General features: G+C 75.3%; 17 protein-coding genes and 1 pseudogene. 7 read left to right on the plus strand and 11 right to left on the minus strand.

Going from position 1 to position 24,072, the window contains the following annotated elements; all coding sequences use genetic code 11:
- Nucleotides 1–43: 43 nt before the first annotated feature.
- Entirely contained in the window at nt 44–1,570 is a 1,527-nt protein-coding gene (locus C2L59_RS36875; RefSeq protein WP_233223880.1) for a hypothetical protein, read from the minus strand.
- Nucleotides 1,571–1,640: 70 nt separating this feature from the next.
- Nucleotides 1,641–2,042 carry an STAS domain-containing protein gene (locus C2L59_RS36880; protein WP_103354188.1) on the minus strand — a complete coding sequence of 134 codons (402 nt, stop codon included), beginning with the start codon at nt 2,040–2,042 and terminating at the stop codon, nt 1,641–1,643.
- Nucleotides 2,043–2,756: 714 nt separating this feature from the next.
- Here C2L59_RS36880 and C2L59_RS36885 point away from each other — a divergent pair.
- From C2L59_RS36885 to fusA, 3 genes are all read left to right on the plus strand, one after another.
- The gene (locus C2L59_RS36885) at nt 2,757–3,638 is read left to right on the plus strand and encodes a MerR family transcriptional regulator (protein WP_103354189.1); all 882 of its coding nucleotides are present in this window, start codon (nt 2,757–2,759) and stop codon (nt 3,636–3,638) included.
- Nucleotides 3,639–4,023: 385 nt separating this feature from the next.
- A complete protein-coding gene (locus tag C2L59_RS36890) occupies nt 4,024–5,667 on the plus strand; it encodes a CdaR family transcriptional regulator (RefSeq protein ID WP_233223881.1) in 1,644 nt (547 codons plus the stop codon).
- 420 nt (nt 5,668–6,087) lie between these two features.
- Nucleotides 6,088–8,034, plus strand: a complete 1,947-nt coding sequence (gene fusA / locus C2L59_RS36895; protein WP_103354190.1) for an elongation factor G — start codon at nt 6,088–6,090, stop codon at nt 8,032–8,034.
- Between the two features lie 62 nt (nt 8,035–8,096).
- Here fusA and C2L59_RS36900 read toward each other — a convergent pair whose 3' ends face one another.
- The 3 genes from C2L59_RS36900 to C2L59_RS36910 are packed head-to-tail and all read right to left on the minus strand — an operon-like array spanning nt 8,097 to nt 10,706.
- A complete protein-coding gene (locus C2L59_RS36900) occupies nt 8,097–9,278 on the minus strand; it encodes a cysteine desulfurase-like protein (RefSeq protein ID WP_103354191.1) in 1,182 nt (393 codons plus the stop codon).
- Nucleotides 9,279–9,292: 14 nt separating this feature from the next.
- Complete coding sequence (locus C2L59_RS36905) at nt 9,293–10,426, minus strand: acyltransferase (protein WP_233223882.1); 1,134 nt, start codon at nt 10,424–10,426, stop codon at nt 9,293–9,295.
- A gap of 55 nt (nt 10,427–10,481) precedes the next feature.
- Nucleotides 10,482–10,706, minus strand: a complete 225-nt coding sequence (locus C2L59_RS36910; protein WP_103354194.1) for a hypothetical protein — start codon at nt 10,704–10,706, stop codon at nt 10,482–10,484.
- 105 nt (nt 10,707–10,811) lie between these two features.
- Here C2L59_RS36910 and C2L59_RS36915 point away from each other — a divergent pair, with 105 nt between their 5' ends.
- Complete coding sequence (locus tag C2L59_RS36915; RefSeq protein ID WP_103354196.1) at nt 10,812–12,041, plus strand: glycosyltransferase 87 family protein; 1,230 nt, start codon at nt 10,812–10,814, stop codon at nt 12,039–12,041.
- Here C2L59_RS36915 and C2L59_RS36920 read toward each other — a convergent pair.
- The gene (locus C2L59_RS36920; RefSeq protein WP_103354198.1) at nt 11,992–12,426 is read right to left on the minus strand and encodes a DUF4383 domain-containing protein; all 435 of its coding nucleotides are present in this window, start codon (nt 12,424–12,426) and stop codon (nt 11,992–11,994) included. The two genes, C2L59_RS36915 and C2L59_RS36920, sit on opposite strands and share 50 nt — an antisense overlap.
- Before the next feature lie 88 nt (nt 12,427–12,514).
- Between C2L59_RS36920 and C2L59_RS36925 the strand changes: the two genes are divergently transcribed.
- Nucleotides 12,515–12,976 carry an SRPBCC family protein gene (locus C2L59_RS36925; RefSeq protein WP_103354200.1) on the plus strand — a complete coding sequence of 154 codons (462 nt, stop codon included), beginning with the start codon at nt 12,515–12,517 and terminating at the stop codon, nt 12,974–12,976.
- Here C2L59_RS36925 and C2L59_RS36930 read toward each other — a convergent pair.
- A complete protein-coding gene (locus C2L59_RS36930; protein WP_103354201.1) occupies nt 12,946–14,145 on the minus strand; it encodes an FAD-dependent oxidoreductase in 1,200 nt (399 codons plus the stop codon). The genes C2L59_RS36925 and C2L59_RS36930 overlap by 31 nt on opposite strands.
- Complete coding sequence (locus C2L59_RS36935; protein ID WP_103354375.1) at nt 14,142–14,585, minus strand: nitroreductase family deazaflavin-dependent oxidoreductase; 444 nt, start codon at nt 14,583–14,585, stop codon at nt 14,142–14,144. Before C2L59_RS36935 ends, C2L59_RS36930 begins: the two co-directional genes overlap by 4 nt.
- Before the next feature lie 54 nt (nt 14,586–14,639).
- Between C2L59_RS36935 and C2L59_RS36940 the strand changes: the two genes are divergently transcribed.
- Entirely contained in the window at nt 14,640–15,098 is a 459-nt protein-coding gene (locus C2L59_RS36940; RefSeq protein WP_103354202.1) for a MarR family winged helix-turn-helix transcriptional regulator, read from the plus strand.
- Nucleotides 15,099–15,107: 9 nt separating this feature from the next.
- Nucleotides 15,108–15,701, plus strand: a pseudogene (locus tag C2L59_RS49500) (cryptochrome/photolyase family protein); the annotation flags it as partial.
- A 757-nt stretch (nt 15,702–16,458) separates the two neighbouring features.
- Here the strand turns inward: C2L59_RS49500 and C2L59_RS36950 are convergent.
- Genes C2L59_RS36950 through C2L59_RS36960 form a run of 3 tightly spaced genes read right to left on the minus strand, consistent with a single transcriptional unit; the run spans nt 16,459 to nt 24,058 of the window.
- Nucleotides 16,459–18,069 carry an MFS transporter gene (locus tag C2L59_RS36950; protein WP_103354376.1) on the minus strand — a complete coding sequence of 537 codons (1,611 nt, stop codon included), beginning with the start codon at nt 18,067–18,069 and terminating at the stop codon, nt 16,459–16,461.
- Entirely contained in the window at nt 18,066–22,361 is a 4,296-nt protein-coding gene (locus C2L59_RS36955) for a type I polyketide synthase (protein WP_103354206.1), read from the minus strand. Before C2L59_RS36955 ends, C2L59_RS36950 begins: the two co-directional genes overlap by 4 nt.
- Complete coding sequence (locus C2L59_RS36960; RefSeq protein WP_103354208.1) at nt 22,358–24,058, minus strand: fatty acyl-AMP ligase; 1,701 nt, start codon at nt 24,056–24,058, stop codon at nt 22,358–22,360. Before C2L59_RS36960 ends, C2L59_RS36955 begins: the two co-directional genes overlap by 4 nt.
- Nucleotides 24,059–24,072: the final 14 nt, after the last annotated feature.

Here is a 24,072-nt window from a genome sequence, read left to right on the forward strand (position 1 = left end):
GCGTCCAGGGGATTTCGGCGAGTTTTCCGTCACGGCCCCGTGATCACGGCCCGGGGGTGAGGGTGAAGTGGCCGTCGCCCTTCGCCGCGGACCGGACCGGCCAGCTGTCCGGTCCGGTCGCCGGGCCCGAGCCGTACTGCAGCCGGTAGTCCGGCCGCCGTGGCGCGAGCGAGGTGTCCAGCCAGTGGTAGTTGACCCGCAGCGCCAGGCTCATCAGCGGGTTGGCCAGCTGGATCCGCTTCTCGATCAGCTCCACGGCGTGGCCGCGGTCGGAGAACTCGTCGATGATCGCGCACTCGCAGTAGTAGGCGAGAGTGCCGATCTCGCCGGGGCTGGCGACGCTCGCGCCGTGCAGCCGGGCGCCGAGTTCCGTCCCGACCCGGGCGTAGTCGCGGGCGCTCGCCCAGTTCCCGAAGACCACCGGCGACGGCCACGGCAGCCCCTGCGCGGCGTCGACCGCGGCGGCGCTCAGGGCCAGCACCCCGGTGAGCCCCAGGGCCAGCACCGGCGGCCCGGTCCGCCACCCCGTCCGCTCGCGCGCCTGGGCGTACCAGGTGCCGAAGGCGGCGACGGCGAACGTGCTCGCCGCGGTCACCGGAGCCACGTAGTACCAGTGGAACGGGCCGACGCCGAGGAACGAGTAGGCGACGTAGTGCAGGATGCCGCCGCCGGCCAGCGCGGCGACCGGGCCGAGCGCGGGGAACTCCGGCCACCGCACGGCGAACCGCGCCGCGGCCCAGGCGGCGAGCGCGACCACACCGACGACGGCGGGCAAGAACGACACCAGCACGGTGACCGGCCAGCCGAGGTAGTACATCATCGGCCCGGTGCTGTAGCTCCACGGCGCGAACACGCCGGCCTGCAGCTGCTTGATCACGAGCGTGTCGGGCACGAACGAGCCGAAGGCGAGCCAGCTCACCAGGAACCACGGCGCGGCGGTGAGCGCGGTCAGCCCGGCGGCGGCCCGCCACCGGCGCCGGAGCGCGGGCGTGCTCACCCCGATCACCACGACGAACACGACCAGGTCGAGCCGGGTGAGGACGGCGAGGCCGCCCGCGACGCCGAACCAGGCCGCCCGGCCTTCGAGCGCGCAGACGGTGAGGGCCAGCAGCACGACCGGGATCAGCAGCACTTCGAGCCCGACCGCGGACAGCACGAACGGGTTCAGCAGCACCAGGGCGACGCCGAGCACCCCGGCCGCGGGCGGCAGCGCGAGCACGCGGCCGGCGCGTTGCCACAGCCAGCCGAGCCCGGCGCCGCACAGGACGGTGAGGACGCCGAGCGCCACGACCGGGTGCGGGTCGCCCGCGACGCGCGTCACCAGGGTCAGGGCGGCGAGAAGCAGGACGTTCAGGGGCGAGGTCGCCGAGTTGGCTGGCGAACCGGGGATGATGCCCCATTCGCCGTGGACGGCAAGGTTCCTGGCGTAGGCCAGGGTGATGTAGCCGTCGTCGGTGAGACTGGTCCGGACCAGGAAGAAGACCGCGGCGCCGAGCACCGCGCCGAACGCAGCGGGCAGCCACTGGCCCCGCGCGCTCGTCCGTTCCGCGTTCGTTGTTACCGCCAGCAACCTGCCTACCTCGTCGTGCGGGACTTCACCCGATCGTGGCATGTGCGGCGTGGGTTCGCAGTACGGCGAGTCACGGCTGAGCGGGTGCCGCCGTCCTCGAACCGGAGCAGGCAGCCGGGCCCACGGCCGCGTGGGCGGCGTCGAGCCGCGGGTGCAGGGGCAGCACCCGATCCAGGCCGAGGAGCTGCAGCGGCCGGGTGACCGCGACCTCCCCGGCCGCGATGGCGTAGGGGACACCGCGCGCGGCCGCGGCGTGGAAAGCCTCGGCCAGCACGCTGAAGACGGTCGAGTCGCAGAAGGTCGTCTCGGTGAGGTCCGCGACGACGCCGCGCGCGCCGTCGTGGATCGGCGTCAGCAGGACTTCGCGGAGCCGGCGGGCGCAGCCGAGGTCGAGCTCACCGGCGCAGTGCACGGTGACGATCCCGGCGGCGGTCGTGGTGTCGAATCGGGGCGCGGTGCGGTGGTCGGTCATCGGGTCCCTCCCTCACTCGGGCGCCTAGCAGGTGATACCCACCCCGGCGTGAGATCACTCCCCGCCTGGGCCGGAACGCTGCGGCATCCGAGGGAAGCCGATGCACAACCGTTGCGTGGAGGTATAGCGTGGAAGGGCACGACGTAGCCGGCCGTCCCGAACGCCACACCGGGCGACCGGCCGGATCCGGCCGACGCGGGCCGGATCACCGGCGCCGGGCGGCGCCGAGGGGGACGCGGCCGGCCTTCGCCCCGCCGCCGCGTCCCCGCCGCCGGCTTCCGGCCGCCGGCCTTTGCCTTGGCCGCCTTCCCGCTGCCGGCCTTTGTCCTGGCGCTGCCTCCTCGTCGCCGGGTCCCCGCTGCCAGCCTTTGCTCGCCGCCGCTGCCTCCTCGTCGCCGGGTCCCCGCTGCCAGCCTTTGCTCGCCGCCGCGGACCCCGCCGCCGGGTCCGGGTGATGGCGCTTTCCCGGCCTCGGCGTGGGCCGCCTTCGCGCGCGCCGGCTCGAGGCGCCGCTCGCCGCGTTTTCCGGTGGCGGCCGCACCCGGGCCGCCACGATTCCGGCTGGTCGGCACCGGGCCGGCCACCCCTCCGTCACCAGCGGCTCGCCCGGTGCCGGGCCCCTCGCCACCTGCGCCTCTTCGCCGTGTCGCCGGTGAGGTGCCGTCCGCGTCGCTAAGCTTCCAGACGTCCGCCGTCCGCGAGCGAAAGGATGCGGTGGAACCCGAGAACGTCGACGCGCCGTCCGTCGCAGGAGCCTGGGCGCCCGGCAAGGTGGCCGAGCTGCTCGGCGTGTCGCCGGTGACGCTGCGCAGCTGGAGCGCGCGGTACGGGATCGGCCCGCCCGCCGGCGCCGGACGGCACCGCCGCTACTCCGACGCCGACGTCCGCCGCCTGCAGCACATGCAGCGCCTGGTCGCGCGGGGGATGCCGGTGCGGGAAGCCGCGGCGGCCGCCTTCGGCGGCGGACCGGGGGCCACCGGCCGCGAGGTGCCGGCGTCCCGCCGCGTGGACGAGCTCGCCGGCGCCGTGGACGAGCTCCGCTACGCCTCGGTCGCCGGCCTGCTGGACGAAACCCTGGGCACGCTGGGCCCGGCCGCGGCCTGGACGGAGGTGCTGGCACCGGTCCTGCGCGGCCTCGGCGACCGCTGGCAGCGCGGCGACGTGTGCTTCGCATCGGAGTGGGCGTTGACGACGGAGATCTCCCTGGCGTTCGAGCGGTTCAGCCGCCGCTTCCCCGAGGCGGTGCCGGGCCGCCCGGTGCTGCTGGCGTGCTGCCCGGCGGAGCGGCACTCCCTGCCGATGGAGGCCCTGCGGGCCACGCTGGCCGAATCCGGCGTCCCGGTCGCGTACCTGGGCCAGCTGGTCCCGGCGGAGACCCTGGCGGACCTGGCCGCCCGCCTCGACCCGGTCCTGGTCCTGCTCTGGTCGAAAGCACCCCCGACGGCGGACGACCTCCTGGCGGCCCGCATCCGCGACCTCGGCTGCCCGGTCGGCACGGCGGGCCCGGGGTGGGACCACCTCGGCGACCGCGGGTTCCCCCGGGTGAACGACCTGGCCTCGGCGATGGAGCTGGCGGTCCGCTACGCACAGGTGTAGCGGCGCAGGCGGGCGGGACTGCAGCTGCCTGGTCGCAACGCCCACCCGGCAATCGTCGCAACCCCGTTGCGCCCCCCGAGCCGGCCCGCCGGCACTCGACGGACCCCCACACCCGTCGCCGGCGGCCATGACCGCGTCGTCCTCGTCACCGAGCAGTACCTCGGAAAGTGGGAGGCCGCGGTTCCCGTCCACGTCCGGGAGACCCGGCGGCACAGCCGGCACGAACACGAGCCGGAGCTGCGGAGCGGATACTTCCGCGGCTCGGCGACGCGTCCTTCCGGATCATCCCCTGGTGGAAGGAGGTTGGTCGCCCACGACCAAACCGGATGCTGATTTCGTCCGCGGCGACGAACTAGGCTGACGGCGTCGCGCCTAGCTTCAGGAGGTGCTCGTCTCCGTGAACCTGCGCCCGCACGCCAGCCTCGGCCGTGTCCTCGACGACCTGGGCGGCACCCTCCTGGACCTGCTCCTCGGCGACGGCGACCGCCCCGGCGGCATCGGCGGTGTCGCCATCCACGACCCGCTGGACGAGCCCGCGCTGCCGCAGCACGCCCTGGTGCTGGGCGTCGGCCTCGCCGATCCCGACGAGGTCGTGCGGCAGCTGCGGACCCTGGCCCGCCACGACGCGGCCGGCCTCGTGCTGCGCGCGCCGGTCACCGTGACCGCGGCGATCACCGCCGCCGTCGCGGAAACCGGCGTCGCCCTGCTGAGCCTGGCGCGGGGTGCGTCCTGGGCGCAGCTCGCCGCCATGCTGCGGTCGCTGCTGGCCGAGGGCGACGTCGGCGACGCCCAGCCCGAGACCCTCGCCGGGCTGCCGTCGGGCGACCTGTTCGCCGTGGCCAACGCCATCGCCGCGCTCATCGACGCGCCGGTCACCGTCGAGGACCGGCGCTCGCGCGTGCTGGCCTTCTCCGGCCGGCAGGACGAAGCCGACCCCTCACGCGTCGAGACCATCCTCGGGCGCCAGGTGCCCGAGCGGTTCGCCCGCGCGCTGGCCGACCGCGGGGTGTTCCGCGAGCTCTACCGCACCGACCAGCCGGTCTACGTCGACCTGCTCGACGCGGGCCTCGACGGGCTGAAGCTGCTCCGGGTGGCCGTCGCGGTCCGCGCGGGCGACGAAATCCTCGGCTCGATCTGGGCGGCGGTGCGCGAACCGCTGACCGCCGACCGCACGCAGGCGCTCTGCGACGCGGCACGGCTGGTGGCGCTGCACCTGCTGCGCGTTCGCGCGGGCGCCGACGTCGAACGGCGGCTGCGCGCCGACCTGCTCAGCACGGCCCTCGAAGGCGGGGCCGCCGCGCGCGAGGCGCTGAGCCGGCTCGGTCTGGCCGACCAGCCGGTCGTCGTGCTGGCCTTGGCGGTGCTGGGGCCGGGCGCCGCCGCCGACGCCGAGCTCGCCGCCGACCGGCAGCGGCTCAGCGACGGCCTGGCGATGCACCTGAGCGCGGTGCACCCGCGCTGCGCCGCCGCGCTCGTCGGCGACACGGCGTACGGGCTGGTCCCGGTGATCCGCGACGCCGACGGCGAGCGGCGCGCCCTGCGGATCGCCAAGGACTTCCTGGACCGGGTGGGCGACCGGGTCCGGGCGGTGGTCGGCATCGGCCCGGTGGCGCGCAGCGCGGCCGAGCTGCCGGAAGCCCGCGACAGCGCGGACCGGGCGTTGCGGGTGCTGCGCTCGGGCAGCGGCGCCGGCCGCCGCGTCGCGCTGCTGGCCGACGTGCACGTCGAGGCGCTGCTGCTGGAGCTGCAGGACCTGGTCGCCGCGCGCGGCGACCGCCCGACCGGCCCGGTCGCGCGCCTGCTCGCCTACGACGAGCAGCACCACGCCCACCTCGTCGAGACGCTGCGGGCCTGGCTGGACGCCTTCGGCGACGTCATCGCGGCCTCCGCCGCGGTCCACGTCCACCCGAACACGTTCCGCTACCGCCTGCGCCGCCTCGCCGAAGTCGGCGGCTTCGACATGGCCGACCCGGAGGCCCGGTTCGCGGCCATGCTCCAGCTCCGCGTGGTGGCCCCACCCGCCACCTGACCCCGTGCGGAAGAAGCCGACTCGCGTGACTGGAGCCGGAACTCGCGTGACTGGAGCCGGAACTCGCGTGACTGGAGCCGGAACTCGCGAGATCCGGGTTCGATCACGCTGGTCACGCGGGTCGACTCCCGGATCACGCGAGTCGACCCTTCCCGCACGGCGGTGAAGGGAAAACCGGTTGGCGGCGGCGCCGGGCGTGGCTAGGCTGCGCCGGAACCTGTCCACCGCGTCGAACGAAGGGAGCCGGCCGTGCGTGTGCGCATCGCTGTCGCTCCCCGGTCGCGGTCCGAGGTGATCCTGGTGTCTTCGCGCCCTCGGTGCCTGCCGCGCGGCTCGCACCGGACTCCGTGACGCGTTCCTGAGACGCCGGTCGCGGGGAATCGCGCCGTCCCGATCACTTCGTCCACAAAGGACACGGCTGTGCGTACCACCCTGACCACCGTCCGCAACCTCGGCATCCTCGCCCACGTCGACGCGGGCAAGACCACCGTCACCGAACGGATCCTGCACCGCACCGGCGCCACCCGCAAAACCGGCGAGGTGCACGACGGCACCACCGTCACCGACTTCGACCCGCAGGAACGCGACCGCGGCATCACCATCTTCGCCGCGGCCGTCAGCTGCACCTGGGCCGGCCACCGGCTCACCCTCATCGACACCCCCGGCCACGTCGACTTCACCGACGAGGTCGAGCGGTCGCTGCGGGTGCTCGACGGCGCCGTCGCAGTGTTCGACGCCGTCGCGGGCGTCGAGCCGCAGAGCGAAACCGTGTGGGGGCAGGCCGACCGGCACGGCGTGCCACGCATCGCGTTCGTCAACAAGCTCGACCGCGCGGGCGCCGACCTCGACACCGCCGTCGCCTCCATCCGGGCGCGGCTGCACCCGGCGCCGCTGGTCGTGCAGCTGCCGATCGGGCGCGAGGACGGCTTCACCGGTGTCGTCGACCTGCTGCGCCTGCGGGACGTGCCGGCCGACCTGGTCGCCGAGGCGCGCCGGCGGCGCCGGGTGCTGGAAGAGGCCGTCGCCGAACTGCACCCGGTGGCGCTGGACGAGTTCTGCGCCACCGGCACGGTTTCGGCGGAGACGCTGGAGAAGGCGCTGCGGGAGCTGACCCTCAGCGGCGCCGGGCTCGTCGTGCTGTGCGGCGCGGCCTACCGCGACCGGGGGATCGAGCCGCTGCTCGACGCCGTCGTGGCCTACCTGCCGTCACCGGCGGACGTCCCGCCGGTGCGCGCCGACCGGCCCGCGGACCCGGCCGCGCCGCTGGCCGCGCTCGTGTTCAAGGTCGTCTCGGCGGCCACGGGACGGCTGACCTACCTGCGGGTGTACTCGGGAACGCTGCGGAAGGGGGACCAGGTGACGGACGCGGGGCGCACCGAACGCGTCGCGCGGGTGCTGCGCGTGCAGGCCGACCGGCAGTCCGAAGTGGACAGTGCGGTGGCCGGTGACATCGTCGCGGTGGCCGGGCCGAAGGCGGCGCGCGTCGGCGCCACGCTCTGCACGCCGGGCGCCCCGGTGCTGCTGGAGCCGCCGGTGACGGCGGACCCGGTGGTCTCGGTGGCGGTCGAGCCGCGGCGCGCGGGCGACGGCGAGCGGCTGACGGCGGCACTGGCCCGGCTGGCCGAGGAGGACCCGTCGCTCGTCGTGCGGGTCGATCCGGAGACCGGGCAGACGGTGCTGTCCGGGCTGGGCGAACTGCACCTGGAGGTGGCGGTGGAGAAGCTGCGCCGCGACCGCGGCCTGGAGGTCGCGGTGGGCCGCCCGTCGGTGGCGCACCGCGAGACGGTGGTCCGCGGCGTGCCGGGGCTGGTCTACCGCCACGTCAAGCAGGACGGCGGCGCGGGCCAGTTCGCGCACGTGGTGCTGGACGTCGCCCCGGCGGCCGACGGGTTCGAGTTCGCGTCGGCGGTCGTGGGCGGCCGGGTGCCGCGCGAGTACGTCCGCGCGGTCGAGGCCGGCTGCCGGGACGCCCTGGCGGAGGGACCGCTGGGCGGCCACCCGGTGACGGGCCTGCGCGTGACGCTGACCGACGGGGCAACGCACCCGAAGGACTCGTCGGACCTGGCCTTCCGCACGGCGGGCCGGCTCGGCCTGCGGGAAGCGCTGCGGGCATCGGAGCTGCGGCTGCTCGAGCCGGTGGCGGAGGTGGTGGTGACGGTGCCGCCCGACGCGGTCGGCACGGTGCTGGGCGACCTCGCGGCCCGCCGCGGCCGGGTGGCGGGCTCGGCGGTGCGCCCGGGCTCGGCGGTGGTGACGGCGACGGTCCCGGTGGCCGAGCTGTTCGGCTACGCGAACCGCCTCCGAAGCCGGACGCAGGGCCGCGGCACGTTCACGGTGCGCCCGGCCGGATTCGCACCGGTCCCGTGAAAGCCGTGAGTGGTAAGGCGGGTTCCAACCCGCCTTGCCACTCACGACAGCTGCGGCAGCGCTCAGGCGCGCGGGAGGGACGCCACCCCGGCCAGCAGCCGGTCCACGTCTTCTTCGGTCGTGTACGGCGCGATCCCCGCCCGTACCGCCCCGGTGTCACCCAGCCCCAGGTGCCGCGAACACTCGATCGCGTAGAAACTCCCCGCCGGCGCGTTCACCCCCGCCGCCCCGAGGTGCTCGTACACCGCCTGTGAGGGCACGCCTTCCACCGAAAACAACACCGTCGGCGTCCGGTGCCGCCCAGGCGCGCCGTAACGCGTGACTCCGGGCAGCGAACCCAGACCACCGTCCAGCCGGGCCAGCAGGGCGTTCTCGTGCTTCTCCAGCTCCGCCATCGACGCCAGCAGCCGCGCGCGCCGGGAACCCGTGCCCGGCACCAGGTCGGCGAGGAAGTCGATCGCCGCCGTCGTGCCCGCCAGGAGCTCGTACGGCAACGTGCCCAGCTCGAACCGCTCCGGGACCGCGTCGGTCGAGGGCAGGAGCTTGTCCGGGTGCAGCGTCTCGAGCAACGCCGGTGCCGCCGCCAGCACGCCGAGGTGCGGTCCGAGGAACTTGTACGGCGAGCACGCGTAGAAGTCCGCCCCGAGGTCGTCGACCGACACCGACGCGTGGGGCGTCAGGTGCACGCCGTCCACGTACAGCAGGGCGCCGGCGGCATGGACTTCCGCCGCGATCGCCGGGATGTCCGGGCGGGTGCCCAGCAGGTTCGACGCCGCCGTCACCGCGACGAGGCGAGTCCGCTCGGTCAGCAGCGGGCCGATCGGGGCGAGTTCGCCCGTCGCCGGGTCGAAGTCCGCCCAGCGCACCTTGGCGCCCGTCTGGACCCACGGGCGGATGTTCGCGTCGTGGTCGAGGCGGGTGACCACGACTTCGTCGTCCGGGCCCCAGGTGCGGGCCAGCGTGCGGGAGAAGTCGTAGGTCAGCTGGGTCATGCTGCGGCCGAAGACCACGCCCGCCGGGTCGGCGGCAAGCAGGTCCGCGACCGCCTGCCGGGCGTCGGCGACCACCGCGCTCGCCCGGCGCTCGGCCGCGGTGACGACGCCGCGGTTGGCGATCGCCGCGCACAGCGTGCCGGCCACCGCCGCCCCGACCACGTCGGGGACCTGGGAGCCGCCGGGGCCGTCGAAGTGGGCGGCGTCGAGGGCGGGGAAGTGCTCGCGGATCTTCCACACGTCGTAGGTCACCGCGCCAGCATGCCTCAGGATCGGCGCAGCGGGGCGGCCGCGGTGACCGGCAGCTGCGGCGGCGCCGCCACCGGCCGCCGGACCGGCGCGGGCGGGCGCAGGTGCCGGCGCAGCCGCTGCGTCGGCTTCTCCACGTAGTTCCAGGACAGCTGGCCGACGACGTAGGCGGCCGGCACGGCCAGCAGCATCAGCAGCCACACCTGCCGCACGCCGGCGAGGATGAGCAGCTGCTGGATCGGGAAGCCCCAGATGTAGGTGCCGTAGCTGCCGTAGACGTACGGCGCGGCGGCCTCCAGCTTCCGCGGCCAGTGCGTGGCCAGGGTGATCGCGCCGTACGCCGCGCTGAGGGCCAGCGCGTACCGGCTCGCCGGCGTCTGGCTCAGGCCGAGGTACGCGGCGAACAGCACCAGCGCCACCCACGGCTTGAGCGGGATCCGGTCGCGGTAGGCGTGCAGCACCACCCCGATGACGAAGGGCACCAGGAACGACACCGTCGACCCGATCGGCACGACCAGCAGCGACCCGCCCGCGCCGTGGTACTCGAACGTCGCCTTCAGCACGCTGTCGGTGTAGACCATGCCGCCGAGGACGAGGAACAGGAACCAGCGCGGCACGCCGATCAGCACGACCAGCCCGGCCACCAGGACCAGCCCGTAGCCGAGCAGCTCCATCGGCAGCGTCCAGAGCGCGCCGTTGACCGAGAACGGGTACGGGTTCGCCGCGAACACCCCGGGCAGGTCGTGCTGCATGTAGAACAGCACGGTGGTGCCGACCAGGTAGCGCCAGGTCTGGATGTGCGTCCAGTAGGCGTGCGCCGGCCACGTCGTCACCAGCGGGCCGAGCACGAACACCGTCACCAGCAGCACCACGACCAGCGGCGGCATGATCCGCAGCAGCCGCCGCGCGGCGAACCGCCACCACGACGGGTCACGGGACCAGCTGTCCTGGATCTGGTAGCCGCTCATCGCGAAGAAGCCCATCAGCGCGATGTAGCCGGGCGACATGTGCCAGGACGCGGGGAAGATCGTCAGCCGCTGCGGGTGCAGCAGCGGCATGCTGTGGTCGACGATGACGGTGATCGCGCCGATCATCCTCAGCCACGCGAAGCCGGTGTTGGGATTGGCGTGAATTTTTGGCGAGGTCGGCACGGGACGGGATGCTAGCCCATCCGGTTGTGCCGCTTGACCCGAACGGCCGTGAGAATCAGCGTCCGCGGTTGCGCGGGTGCTCCCGGGCGCGGCGTTCGTTGCCGTGCTTGTAGTTGCCGGTCACGCGGGCCATCAGCAGCTGCTGGTCGTCGCCGCGCGCCACCGCGGCCAGGAACCGCGCGGCGGCGGCCCCGCGCAGCGTCCCGGCGGGCCGGCCGTGGTGGGTGATGGTCACCGTGCCGCGCTCGTCGCGGTAGGCGAAGCCGTCCGGAGTCCCCATGCGCCCAGGGTGGCACGGGCGGCAAGGAGTTTTCCGGGGGTTTCCCGGATGGTGCCCCGGCCGGGACCCGACAGAATGCGGGGGGTGACCGGAGGGGGATCAGGGGTGCGGTTCAAGCTGGGGAACAGGTACGTGCTGCCCGGGGCGCAGCTGCTCGTGCTGGTGGCGTTGCTCGTGTCCTACAACGGCGGCCGGTGGCGGTTCCCGGCCTACCGGGTCGACCTGGACGTCTACCGGCTCGGCTCGGCGGCCCTGCTGCACGGCCAGGCGCTCTACGGCACGCTGCCGCCGACCGGCGACGGCCAGTCGCTGCTGTTCACCTACCCGCCGTTCGCGGCGATCGTCCTGGCCCCGCTGGCGCTGCTGCCGTACTGGGCCGCCTGCCTCGCGCTCACCCTGCTCACGCTCGGGCTGCTGGCCGTGGTCCTGGTGACCGTGCTGCGGGCGCTCGGGGTGCGGTGCGACTGGCGGCGCGTCGGGGTGCTGCTGCTGGCCGCCGAAGTCCTGGAGCCGGTGCTGCGCACCTTCTACGCCGGCCAGATCGACCTGCTGCTGCTGGCGCTCGTCGTGCTCGACGTCCTGGTCGAGACCCCGCGCCGGCCGCGTGGCCTGCTGATCGGCCTCGCCGCCGCGGTGAAGCTGACCCCGGCCGTGTTCCTGCTGTACTTCCTGCTGCGCCGGGACACCCGGGCCGCGCTGACCGCCGCCGTGACGTTCCTGGCCGCGACGGCGCTGGGCTTCCTGCTCGCCGGCGCGGATTCGGTGCGGTACTGGACGGGCGCGCTCTGGGACACCGGCCGCGTCGGCGAGCCGACCTACGCCGGCGACCAGTCGCTGCTGGGCCTGCTCGCCCGGGCCGGGGTGCCGGTCCAGGCGCGGACGGCGTGGTGGCTGCCGCTGGTCGCGGTGGTGCTCCTGCTGACGGTGTGGGGGATGCGGCGTGCGCTGAACGCGGGGGAGACGACGCTCGCGCTCGGCCTGAACGCCGTCGGCGGCCTGCTCGTCTCGCCGATTTCGTGGACGCACCACTGGGTCTGGGCGGTGGTCGTCCTGCTCGGCTGGGCGGAGCTGGCCCGCCGGACGCGGCGGCGCGGGCCGGCGGCCTTGGCCGGGGCCGGCGCGGTGCTGTTCGTCGCCGGGCCGCAGTGGTGGTGGCCGCGCGGCGGCGAAGTGGAACGGCACTGGAACTTCGGCCAGCAGCTCACCGGCAACGGCTATGTCCTCTTCGGGCTCGCGGTCCTGGTCACGGCGTTGCTGGTGCGGTTCCGGCCGCGGGACGGCGTCCTCAGCGGCGCCGTGCCGGTCCGCGCCGGAGCCAGCCCCAGCCGAGAATGAGCATCGCGGTTCCGAGCGCCAGGTCGAGGCAGACGCCCGCGGTGTTCACCGGCAACGTGTCGGTGACCGCGGACGGCAGCGGGAGCAGCCCGGCCAGCCCCACGACGGCGTAGCAGGCGCCGGCGACGAGGAGGAACCGGGCGGCCCAGCGCGGCGACCGGGTGCAGAACACCGCGACGGCGCCGGTCAGCAGGTGCACCAGCGCCCACGTCCCGGACACGGCCAAGCCGCCGAAGAGCGTACGCGGACCGCCGCCGGCGGCCGCTCCCGTCATCAGCTCCAGCGCGGCGAGCACGAGGAACAGCAGGCCGATCAGCATGCCCATGCCCTGGACGGGGGCGGGACCCCGCTTCGGCACCCGGGTCTCGGGTTCGGTGGCCGTCATACCTCCGGAGTTCCCCGCACGTGCCCTTTTAATGCACCGCATCAGGGGTAACCGGGCACGAAACGGACCGCCGAGCAGGAGTGAGACGATGACCGAGTACCGCCACACCGCGACCGCCGACATCCCCGCCGACGAGCTGTTCGCGTTCCTGAGCCACCCGGAGAACCTGCCGCGCTACTTCCCGGAGATGAAGGTCGCCGAGCCGAAGGACGGGGACACCGTCCACGTCGAGGCCGAGGTGCACGGCCACCGAGTCGCGAGCGAGGCGTGGCTGCACACCGACCCGGGCACGAGGTCGCTGAAGTGGGGCGCCGAAGGCCCCGACGACTACCACGGCGAACTGCGCATCCGCGAGGACAGCCCGGCGACCTCGGAAATCACCGTCACGCTGCACAGCGTCCGCGAGGCCGACGGCGACGAGGTCCAGCAGGGCCTCGAGCGCACGATCGCCGCGATGACCCACGCCGCGTCCGCCGACGCCGACGTCGAAGCGGCCGAAGGGCAGGGCGGCTGGAGCTCCTACGACGACAAGAGGGACTCCTCCAGCTGAGGCGGGAACGGCCCGTAGGCGTTGCCGCGCGCGCCGCGGGTGCGCACGCCGGGCAGGGCGAACAGGTACTTGAGCAGCTTCGGGGGCGCGGTGCCGCGGCCGCGGGCCCGGGCGGCGGCCGCCCGCCGCTCGACCCGCACCTGGTCGGCCTGCACCCGCTCGATCGCCCGGATCCGGTCGGCCTGGACGCCGGCCAGGTCCGCCGGGGTGACGCCGCCGCGGCGTAAGGCCGGGACCAGCCGGTTCGCCGCGGCGACGGCGTCCTGCACGGCCATCAGGATGCCGTTGCCGCCGACCGGGGAGATGACGTGCGCGGCGTCGCCGAGCAGCAGCAGCCCCGGCCGGTGCCAGCGGTCCACGCGCGAGATGTCCACCGACAGCAGCGTCGTCTGCGAGAAGTCCGTCAGCAGGTGCGCCCGGTCGGCCAGCCACGGCACGCGCTCGCGCACGAACGCCCGGACCGGCTCGACCCCGCGCTCGCGCAACGCCGGGTACGAGCCCTTTTCGAGGCTGTAGCCCACCTGCCAGTCGCGGACGCCGCCGAGGACGCCGACGTAGGCGTCGCGCCCGAAGTAGAGGTCGAGGTCGGCGTCGGGCGGGTCGCCGGGGGAGCGGGGCAGCCGGAACCAGAGCAGGTCGGTGGTGGCGCCGAGCGACCGCGCTTCGAGCCCGGCCAGCCGCCGCACCGTGGAGAACCGGCCGTCGGCCCCGACGACCACGGACGCCGACAGCTCGCCGCCGCGGTGGCGGACGCCGGTGACCGTGCCCGCGGCGTCTTCGAGCAGCCCGGTGACCTTGGCGTTGGTGCGCAGGGTGAACGACGGCAGAGCGCTCGCGCGCTCGGCGAGGAAGTCGAGGAACCGCACCTGGGGCATCAGGGCGACGTAGGCGAACGGGGTGCGGAGGCGGTCGTAGTCGGCGGCGCGGTAGACGCCGTCCGGGGTGTGGAACCGGAACGAGCGGGCTTTGAAGTGGTCGAGCTCGAGGAGGTCGCCGGCCAGGCCGAGGCGGTCGAGCAGTTCGAGGGTGTAGGGGTGCAGGGAGTCGCCGCGGAAGTCGCGGTCGAAGTCCGATCGCGACTCCAGGACGGTGACGTCGATCCCGGCGCGGGCGAGCAGGTAGCCGAGCAGCAGCCCGCCAGGGCCGCCGCCCGCGATCGCGACGCTCACCGGGTGTCCGCGGTGGACAGGCGGAACACCGCCATGCCGGGCAGGTGCTCGAGGATCTGCCCGGGCGTCGCGTCCTGGGGGACCGGGAACGCCCGGACCGCCCACGGCACCGACATCGCGGCCAGGTAGGCGGCGACCACGGCGGCCGCCTCTTCACCGCCGGCCGGCTCGGCGTGCCGCTCCTCGCGGAGGCCGCCGGAGAGCAGCGTGCAGTCCGGCGTGGCCAGCAGGTTCTCCACCCAGTCGCGGTCGCGGACCGGGGAGACGAGGTACTGGCCGCCGTCGTGGGCGACGACGGCCAGCGGCACCCGCCGCGGAGCGCCGCTGCGGCGGCCGCGGGTCTCGACGACCCGCAGCGCATAACCACCGTCGGGTGGTGCCTCGGCGGGCGCGTCGATCAGCTTCGCGGTCATTTCGGCGTTCATCGCTCGGACGTCCACCCGGTCCACGGTAGCAAAACTAGCTAGTTTGTCTAGCTACCTTAGAATGACCGGGTGGAAGACCGTCCCGTCGCGCTCCGGGTGAACCTCGCCTTGCGGGAATTGCTCGCGCTCGCCCACGACGTCCAGGTCGCGCTGGCCCGCCGCCTCGGCCTCGGGGCGACCGACGTGCAGGCGCTGCAGCACCTGGCGGGCGGTAGGCCGATGGGCACCGTCGACCTCGCGCACGCGCTGAAGATCCGGTCCGCGTCGGCCACCGTCCTGGTCGACCGCCTGGAGGCCGCCGGGCACGTCCGCCGCGGCCCGCACCCCCGCGACGGGCGGCGGATCACCCTCGTCGTCAGCGAAGCGGCGCGTGCCGAGGTGCGGGCCGCGCTGGCGCCGCTCGTCGACGCCATCACCCGGTTGACGGACGGCCTGCCGGCGGGGCAGGCCGAGGTGGTGGCGCGGTTCCTCGGCGACACCACGGAGGTCCTCCGGGCGTACGCTGCGCAGCCGCCGGAAGCGGGTTAGCGTTCGCGCATGCGAGACGAGCCCGCGCTGTGGCTGTTCGCCGACCAGCTCGGGCCGCACTTCCACAGCACGCCCCAACACCGCCACCGAAAAGTGCTGCTGATCCGCTCGGCCGCGGCCTTCGCCGCGAAACCGTTCCACCGGCAGAAGCTGCACCTGGTCCAGGCGGCCCTGTACCGGCTCGCCGCCGACCTCGGCGACCGCGCCACCCTGATCGACGCGCCGGACTACCGCACCGGCCTGCGCCGCTTCGGGCGCCCGGTGGTGGTGCACGAACCGACGTCGCACGCGGCCGACGCCTTCGTCCGGCGGCTGCGCGACGAAGGCGTCGTCACGGAAATCCTGCCCACGCCGGGTTTCGTGCTGTCCAAAGAGGACTTCGCCACCTGGGCCGGCGGGCGCACGCGGTTCGTCATGGAGGACTTCTACCGCGACCAGCGCCGGAAGTTCGGCGTGCTGCTCGAGGCCGACGGCGAGCCCGAAGGCGGGCACTGGAACTACGACCACGACAACCGGCGGCCACCGCCGAAGACGGTCCGGCTCGACGTCCCGGCGCCGTGGCACCCGCGGGAGAACGAGATCGACGAGCGGGTCCGCGCCGAACTCGACGCGGCTGAGCGCGCCGGGGAGATTCACCCGGTCGGTGTGGACGGGCCGCGCCGGTTCGCCGTCGGACACGACGAGGCCAAGCGGGCGCTGCGCCGCTTCCTCGACCACCGCCTGCCCGCGTTCGGCCCGCACCAGGACGCGATGCTCACCCACGACTGGGCGATGGCGCACGCGCTGCTCTCGGTGCCGCTCAACCTGGGCCTGCTCGACCCCCGCGAGGTCGTGCGGCAGGCCGAGGCGCGGTACCGGGCCGGCGACGCGCCGCTGAGCAGCGTCGAGGGGTTCGTCCGGCAGGTGCTGGGCTGGCGCGAGTGGGTGTGGCACTGGTACTGGCACGCCGGGCCGGAGTATCTGCGCCGCAACGCCCTGCAGGCGCACCGCGAGCTGCCGGAGTGGTGGCGGATGCTGGATGCCGACGCGGTCGAGGCGGCGTGCCTGCGCACCGCGCTGGCCGGCGTCCGCGACCGCGGCTACGCCCACCACATCGAACGCCTCATGGTGCTCGGCAACCACGGGCTCCAGCGCGGCTACGACCCGGCCGCGCTGACGCGCTGGTTCGCCACCGCCTTCGTCGACGGGTTCCCCTGGGTGATGCCGGCGAACGTGATCGGCATGAGCCAGTACGCCGACGGGGGAGCCGTGGCGACCAAGCCGTACGCCGCCGGGGGTGCCTACATCAACCGGATGAGCGATCACTGCGGGGGCTGCGTGTTCGACCCGAAGAAGCGGACCGGGCCGGACGCGTGCCCGTTCACGGCGGGCTACTGGGCTTTCCTGGATCGCAACGCCGGCCGGCTGCGGGGCAACCACCGGATGCGGCAGCCGCTGCGCGGTCTCGAACGGCTCGCGGACCGCGCCGAAGTCGTGGCCCGGGAAGCGGACCGCGAGCACTTCTGACCGTATAACGATCTATACGGCGGCCACTGAGTGACCCTGCTGTGGCCAGCACGAACAACCCGCAGGCGACGGCCGCGGCCACCTGGACGCTCACCGTGCAGGCCGCCCGGGCCGCGGCCAGGAGCTCGGGGGCCGACGCCAGGCCGTGCGACGCCGCTTCCGCCTGCGCCGGACCGGCCGTCGCCAGCCGTTTCGCCGCGTCCGGCACGCCCGGCGGCACCACCAGATGCGCCGCGTAGACGGCGGCGGCCAGCGCGCCGAACGCCGTCGTGCCCAGGCCCGCGCCCAGCTCGTAGCCGGTCTTCTCGACCGCGGCCGCGCCGCCCGCCCGGCCGGCGGGCGCGGCGGACAGCAGCGTGTCCGTGCTCGACGTGAGCGCGAGCGCCATGCCGAAGCCCGAACCCACCAGCGCGACCCCGAGCCACCACGGCGACGTCAACGCGCCCGCCGCGGGCAGGCCGAGGGCGGCCGCGGCCAGGGCGAACCCCGCCGTGCGGACCTCCACGTTGCCGAACCGCGCCAGCAGCGCCGGGGCGACGACGCTGCCCACCGCCGACGCCCCGAGCACGAGCAGCAGCCGCGCCGCCGCGGCCGTCGGGGAGAGGCCGAGCACCACCTGCAGGTACTGGGCGAGCAGCAGGCCGAGCCCGACCAGCGTGCTCATCACCAGCAGCACCCCACCGGCCGCGCCCGGCACGCCCGGCCGGCGGAACAGGGCCAGGTCCAGCAGGGGCACGGCCGCCCGCCGCTGGCGGCGCACGAACAGCGCGAGCAGGACGCCGCCCGCCGCACCCGCCGCCAGGCCGCCCCCCGACGGCCCGGCGGCGAAGGCGATCCCGAGCACGCCGCCGGCCGCGAGCCCGGCGCTGAGCGCGTCCCACGGCCCGCGGCCGGGCGGGGTCCGCGGGAGCCACCGCAGCGCCGCCACCACGGCGGCGAGGATCACCGGCGGGTTGACCAGGAAGGTCGCCCGCCAGCCCCACGTTTCGACGAGCACCCCGCCGAGCACCGGGCCGAACACCGAGCCCGTGCCGGCGATGCCGCTGCACACCGCGATGGCCGTGCGCCGGCGTTGCCGGTCGGGGAACAGCTCGCGCAGCAGCGACATCGTCACCGGCATGATCAGCGCGCCGCCGACGCCGAGGGCGGCCCGGGCGGCGAGCAGGGCCGGGACGTTCGGGGCGAGCGCGCAGGCCAGCGACGCCACCCCGAAGACCGCGTAGCCGGTGACGAGGACCCGGCGCCGCCCGAAGCGGTCGCCGAGCGTGCCCGAGGGCAGGAGCAGCGGCGCCGCGGTCAGCGGGTAGATCGCCACGATCCAGACCTGGGCGGCGGCACCGGGCCGCAGCTGCCGGACGAGGTCGGGCAGCGCGACGTGCAGCACCGTCGCGTCGACCGCGACCAGGAACAGGCCGGCGCCGAGCACGGCCAGCAATGGCCACGCCCGGACGCCGGCGTGCGTCACGGCCACAGCAGGCCCGCCAGGTGCCGCGCGACGACGTCGACGTGCGGCGGGTCGACCACCGAGAGGTGGTGCGCGGCCACCGGCACGATCTCCAGCCACGGGCACAGGTCAGCCCACCCGGCCGCGGGGTCGGTGCGGGAGTAGCGCGGTTCCATCGCGAGCCCGGCCGCGTACGGCTCGGTCGCCCGGTACAGCACCACCCGGCCGTCGTAGGGCCGCGGTGTCCCGCGTTCCGCCGCCAAGGTGTCCTCGAAGGACTGCTGCTGGTGGCGCAGCACGCCCGGGCTCAGCAGCCCGGCCTCGGCGACCCGCCGCATGGTGAGGTCGATCTGCTCCTCTTCGGGCAGCGGCGCGAGTTCGTCGTGGGCGAGCCGGACGGTCCGGCCGTAGGTGCCTTCGACGTAGCCGGTGAACCGCAGGAACCGGCGGGCCGACGACGCCCGCGGGTCGAGGTCCGGTTCCGGCAGCGGCAGCATCGTGTCGATCAGGGCGACGAGTTCGACCGGTTCGCCTTCGTCCGCGAGCCGCGTGGCGACGCCGTAGGCGAGGGCGCCCCCGAACGACCAGCCGGCGAGCCGGTACGGCCCGTGCGGCCGGCGGGCCCGGACCAGCGGCAGCAGCCGGTCGACGCGCTCCTCGATGGTGCCCCCCGGCACGCGTTCGAAGCCGACGCAGGGGACACCGGCGGGCAGCCGGTCCAGCAGCGGCCGGTAGACGGTGCAGGTGCTGCCGCCGGGGTGGAACAGCAGCAGCGGCACGGTCCCGGCGTCGCCCGCCTTCAGGACGTGCACGGGTCCGCGTTCTTCCCGGGTGTCGAGCACGGCCCGGGCGGCGTCGGCGATGGCGGCGAGGGAGTCGTGCGCCAGCAGCTCGGCCGGCCCGATCGGGGTGTCGAGCTCGGTGGTGAGGCCGTCGGCGAGCAGCCGGGCCAGGTGCTCCGGGTCTGCGCAGGCGGTCAGCCGGGCGTGCGTCCCGCCCGCGTCGGTACCGGTGTGCTCGCGCCAGAGCCGCAGGACGAGGCGGTCGGCCGCGTCCCAGGCCCGGCCGCGGGGCGCGAGGTCGCGGTTGAGGTCGGCGAGGGTGGCGCCGCGCAGGACGGCGGCGGTGTCGGGTTCGGTGCCCAGCTCCCGGCGGACGGCTTCGCGGATCCGGTTCGCCATCAGGGAGTCCAGCCCCAGGTCGACCAGCGGGGTGCCGGGGTCGAGGCGGTCGGGGGACAGGCCCATGATCGCCGCGACGATCTCGGTGAGCCGGTCGGCCCCGGTGGCGCGGGCCGGTGGCGTGACGGGCCGCGGCTCCTCGGTGTGCGGCCCGGTTCCGGTGTACCAGTGCCGCTCGTGGCGCCAGGGCATCGGGGGGACGTCGGCGAGCCGCGCGCCGTCGTCCGGGGTGGTGAGGGTGATCCGGGTGCCGGCGCAGTACAGCGTCCCCGCCGCCGCGCCGAACGCGCGGACCTCGTCCTGGCCGCGGCGCACGGTGCCGGTCACGACGGCGTCGGCGAGCCCCGCGGCTTCGAGCGTCCGGGCGAGCGAACCCCGCAGGATCGGGTGCGGCGAGACCTCGACGAACACGCGGTGGCCGTCCGCGGCCGCGGCGGTGACGGCCTGCCGGAACCGCACCGGGCGGCGCAGGTGGGCGGCCCAGTAGCCGCCGTCGAAGTCCGGCAGCTCGCGCGGATCGGTCAGGACCGTGTCGTACCAGGGCACCAGCGGCCGGCGCCCGCCGAGCTCGGCGAGGGCGTCGCGCAGGGCGCCGAGGACGGGCTCGACCCCGGCCGAGTGCCCGGCGACGCCGACCGGCAGCCGCCGCGCGCTCCGCCCGGCGGCGGTGAGCTCCGCGACGAGGGCGTCGAGCACGGCCGCGTCCCCGGCGACGGTCAGCTGCCCGGGTGCGGAGTCGACGGCGAGTTCGACGCCCGGGTGGGCGGCGAGTTCGCCGGGCGTCAGCTCGACGGCGGCCATCGCGCCGCCTTCGCCGATGGTGCCGAGCAGCCGCGCCCGGGTGGCGACCAGGTGGACGGCCTCGTCGGCGGTCAGCACCCCGCCCACGACGGCGGCGGCCGCGGACCCGAGCGAGTGCCCGAGCATGGCGGCGGGCCGCACCCCGAGCGCCTCCCACCGCGCGGCGAGCGCGACCTGCATCCCGAAGATCGCGAGCTGCGTCTCGGCGAGCGAGCGGGGCGTGCCGCCGGTGAGCAGCGCGCGCAGGGAGCGTCCGGTGTGCTCGGTGAAGGGATCCCCGAGCTTGTCGACCTGCGCGGCGAACGCGGGTTCGGCGGCCAGGAGCCGCCGGCCCATCCCGGGCCACTGGGAGCCGTGCCCGGAGAAGACGAAGACGGGCCCGTCCCCGCCCGCGGCGGCACCGGTGACGGCCCCGGCGGGCAGCGGCTCGGCCCCGGCGGCGACGGCCCGGAGCAGGCCGGCGAGCTCCTCGTGCCGCTCGGCGACGAGGGCGGCGCGGTGCGGATCGCCGTTGCCGCGCCGGAAGAGGGTGTGGGTGATGTCGGCCAGGGGGCTCTCTTGTCCGGCGGGGGAGTCGAGCCAGGCGGCCAGCTGGGCGGCTCGCTCGGCGAGCCGGTCGCGGGTACGGGCGGAGAGAACGGTGATGCGGACGCCGCTCTGCGGCGAGGGGGTGAGGTCGGCCGGTGGTGCGGTCCGGTCGCGAGGGCCGCGCGCCGAGGCGCTGCCGGGTGGCTGCGGGTCGGGGCCGGTTGCGGCCGCGCGGCGAATGCCGTTCGTTCGCGGGCCGCCGCTGTCGTGCGCCGAGGCGCCCGTTCGTCGCCCGCCCGCCGGTTCCTCGACGACCACGTGCGCGTTCGTCCCGCCGAACCCGAACGCCGATACCCCGGCCACCGCACGGCCGTTGTGCCGGGGCCACGGCGTCGCCTCCGTCACCACCCTCAACCTCAGCTCGTCGAAGGAAATGTGCGGGTTCGGTGCCGTGAAGTGCAGCTGCGGGGGCAGCGAACCGTGCTTCATCGCCAGGACCACCTTGATCAGCCCGGCGATCCCCGCCGCAGCCTCCGCGTGCGCGATGTTCGTCTTCACCGAGCCGATCAGCAGCGGTGCGTCCGCCACCCGGCCCGCGCCCAGCACCGCGCCGAGCGCGCGGGCCTCGATCGGGTCGCCGAGCAGCGTGCCCGTCCCGTGCGCCTCCACGTAGTCTACTGTGGACGGATCGAGGCCCCGGTACGCCTCGCGCAGCATCGCCTGCTGGGCTCCGGGGTTCGGCGCCGCCAGGCCGTTCGACCGGCCGTCGGAGTTGACCGCCGAGGCGCGGATCACCGCGAGCACCCGGTCGCCGTCGTATTCGGCGTCCGTCAGGCGTTTCAGGACCACGACGCCGCAGCCCTCGGCACGCGCGATGCCGTCGGCGCCCGCCGAGAACGTCTTGCAGCGGCCGTCGCCGGCGAGCAGCCCGGCCGCCGCGAACGCCGCCGTCGGGCCCGGCAGCAGCATCAGGTTGACCCCGGCCGCCAGCGCCAGGTCCGCGTCGCCGTCGCGCAGCGCGCGGACCGCGTGGTGCACCGCCACCAGCGAAGACGAGCACGCCGTGTCCACCGCCATGCTCGGCCCGCGCAGGTCGTAGACGTAGGACAGCCGGTTGGCCGCGATGCTGCCCGCCGCGCCGGTCGCCGTCCACAGGTCCGGCTCGCCGCCGGTCATCGTCAGGTGGCCGTAGTCGTGGGTGGCGATCCCGGTGAACACCCCGGTCCGGCTGCCGCGCAGCGACGCCGGCGCGATCCCGGCGTCTTCCAGCGCCGCCCAGGTGACCTCCAGGAGCATCCGCTGCTGCGGGTCCATCGTCGCCGCCTCGCGCGGGGTGATGCCGAAGTGCCCGGCGTCGAACCCGGCCACGTCGTCGAGGAATCCGCCGAGCACCGGCGCCGCGGCGGCGTCCCAGCGGCCCGGCGGGGCGGTCCGGACGGCGTCCCGCCCGTCGCGAAGCAGCGCCCAGAACTCGTCGGGCCCGTCCGCGCCGGGGAAGCGGCAGCCGACGCCGACGACGGCGACCGGGTCGGTCCGGCGGCGGTCCGTGCTCCGCGGGACGTCGGGCTCCTCGGTGCCGGTCAGGCTGCGGACGAGGTGGTCGATCGTCGGGCTCTCCCACAGCAGCGTTGCGGGCAGCCGACGGCCGAGCCGTTCCTCGAGGTCGGCGGCGATGCCGACGGCCTGGCGGGAGGACAGGCCGTAGTCGCCGAGCGGGTGGCCGGGTTCGGCCCGGACGCCGGTGTGCTCGGCGACGGTGTCCAGGAGCCAGCGGCGCAGGATGTCGGTCGTCGGGTCGCTCATCGCGCCAAGGCCTTTCCGTAGTCGCCGGCGAGGTAGCGGTCGCGGCAGGCGGCGCGCGCGATCTTGCCGCTGGAGGTGCGCGGGACCCGCCCGGGCGGGACGAGCAGGACGTCCCGCAGCGCGAGCCCGTGCGCGTCGGAGACCAGCCGCCGGATCGCGGCGGCGAGGGCGCGCTCGGCGGGTTCGGTCAGGTCCGCGTGGGTCCGATGTTCGGCGATCACCACCACGGACTCGGTGTCGGTGCCCTCGACGGCGAACGCGGCGACGCTGCCGGGGCGGATGGCGGCGTCGGCCGACGCGGCGGTCGCCTCGACGTCCTGCGGGTAGTGGTTGCGCCCGTCGACGATGATCAGGTCCTTGATCCGGCCCGCGATGTAGAGCTCGCCGTCGTGCCGGACACCCAGGTCGCCGGTCCGCAGCCACGGCCCCGCGGGCCGGCCGCCGGCCGCCCGCGCGCCGAAGGTTTCCGTGCTCTCCAGGGGTTTCCGCCAGTACCCGGCGCCGACGTTGGGGCCCTGCACCCAGATTTCGCCGACCGAGCCGTCCGGGAGCGCGACGGCGGTTTCCGGGTCGACCAGCGCGACGAGCTGCCCGGCGGGGGTGCCGCAGGCGACCAGCCGGACGCCGTCGGCGGCCGGGCGTGCGGTGCCCGTGCCGAGGGCGTCGCGGTCGAACGTCGTGACGCGCGGGACCGCGGCCGGGCCGGTGGTGACGAAGACGGTCGCCTCGGCCAGTCCGTACGCCGGGCGGGTCATCTCCGGCCGGTACCCGGCGGCGGCGAAGGCGGTGTGGAAGCGGTCGAGGACGTCCGGGTTGATCGGCTCGGCGCCGTTGACGATCGCGGCGACGCGGCCGAGCCGCAGCCGGGCGCGGTCGGCGTCGCGGATCCGGCTCGCGCAGTAGTGGAAGGCGAAGTTCGGCGCCGCGCTCCAGCTGCCGGCGTGGTCGCCGAGCAGTTCCAGCCAGCGGACCGGGCGCTCGATGAAGGCCAGCGGGTCCATCAGCACCGAGCGCAGGCCCAGCGCCAGGGGCGTGATCAGGCCGAGGACGAGGCCCATGTCGTGGAACAGCGGCAGCCACGAGACCGTGGTGGCGGCCGCCGGGTCGAGGCCGAGGCCCCGGACGGCCTGGGTGACGTTGGCCAGCACGTTCGCGTGGGTCAGCACCACCCCGGCCGGGCTGCGGGTCGAACCGGAGGTGTACTGCAGGTACGCGACGTCGTCCGGCGCCGCCTGCGGCGCGGGCCACGACCGGGCCGGGCCCGGGCGGTCCACCGCGACGACCGGGACGTCGTCGCCGAGGAACGCTTCGACGGCCGCCTGCGCGGCGGTGTCGGTGACGACGGCGGTGGGAGCGCAGTCGGCGAGGACGGCGGCGAGCCGGCCCGCGTGGCCGGGCAGGCCGGGGTCGAACAGCGGCACCGCGATCGCGCCCGCGGCGATCGCGGCCAGGAAGCCGACGACGTAGCCGGGGCCCTGCGGGGCGAGCACGGCGACGCGGTCGCCCGGTGACACCGGCAGCGCGGCCGCGGCGGCGTCGACGCGGCCGGCCAGCTGCCGCCAGGTCAGGGTGCGCCGCCGCCCGGCGCGGTCAGTGGCGAAGTCGGCGAAGGTGAGAGCGGGGGCGTCGGGGGTGGCCGCCGCCCAGTGGCGCAGGCACGCGGTCAGGGTGTCGCCGCCCAAAGCGTTCGGGGACATGGGTTTTCTCCTTG

The sequence above is a fragment of the Amycolatopsis sp. CA-128772 genome (assembly GCF_002904295.1).
Lineage (GTDB): Bacteria > Actinomycetota > Actinomycetes > Mycobacteriales > Pseudonocardiaceae > Amycolatopsis.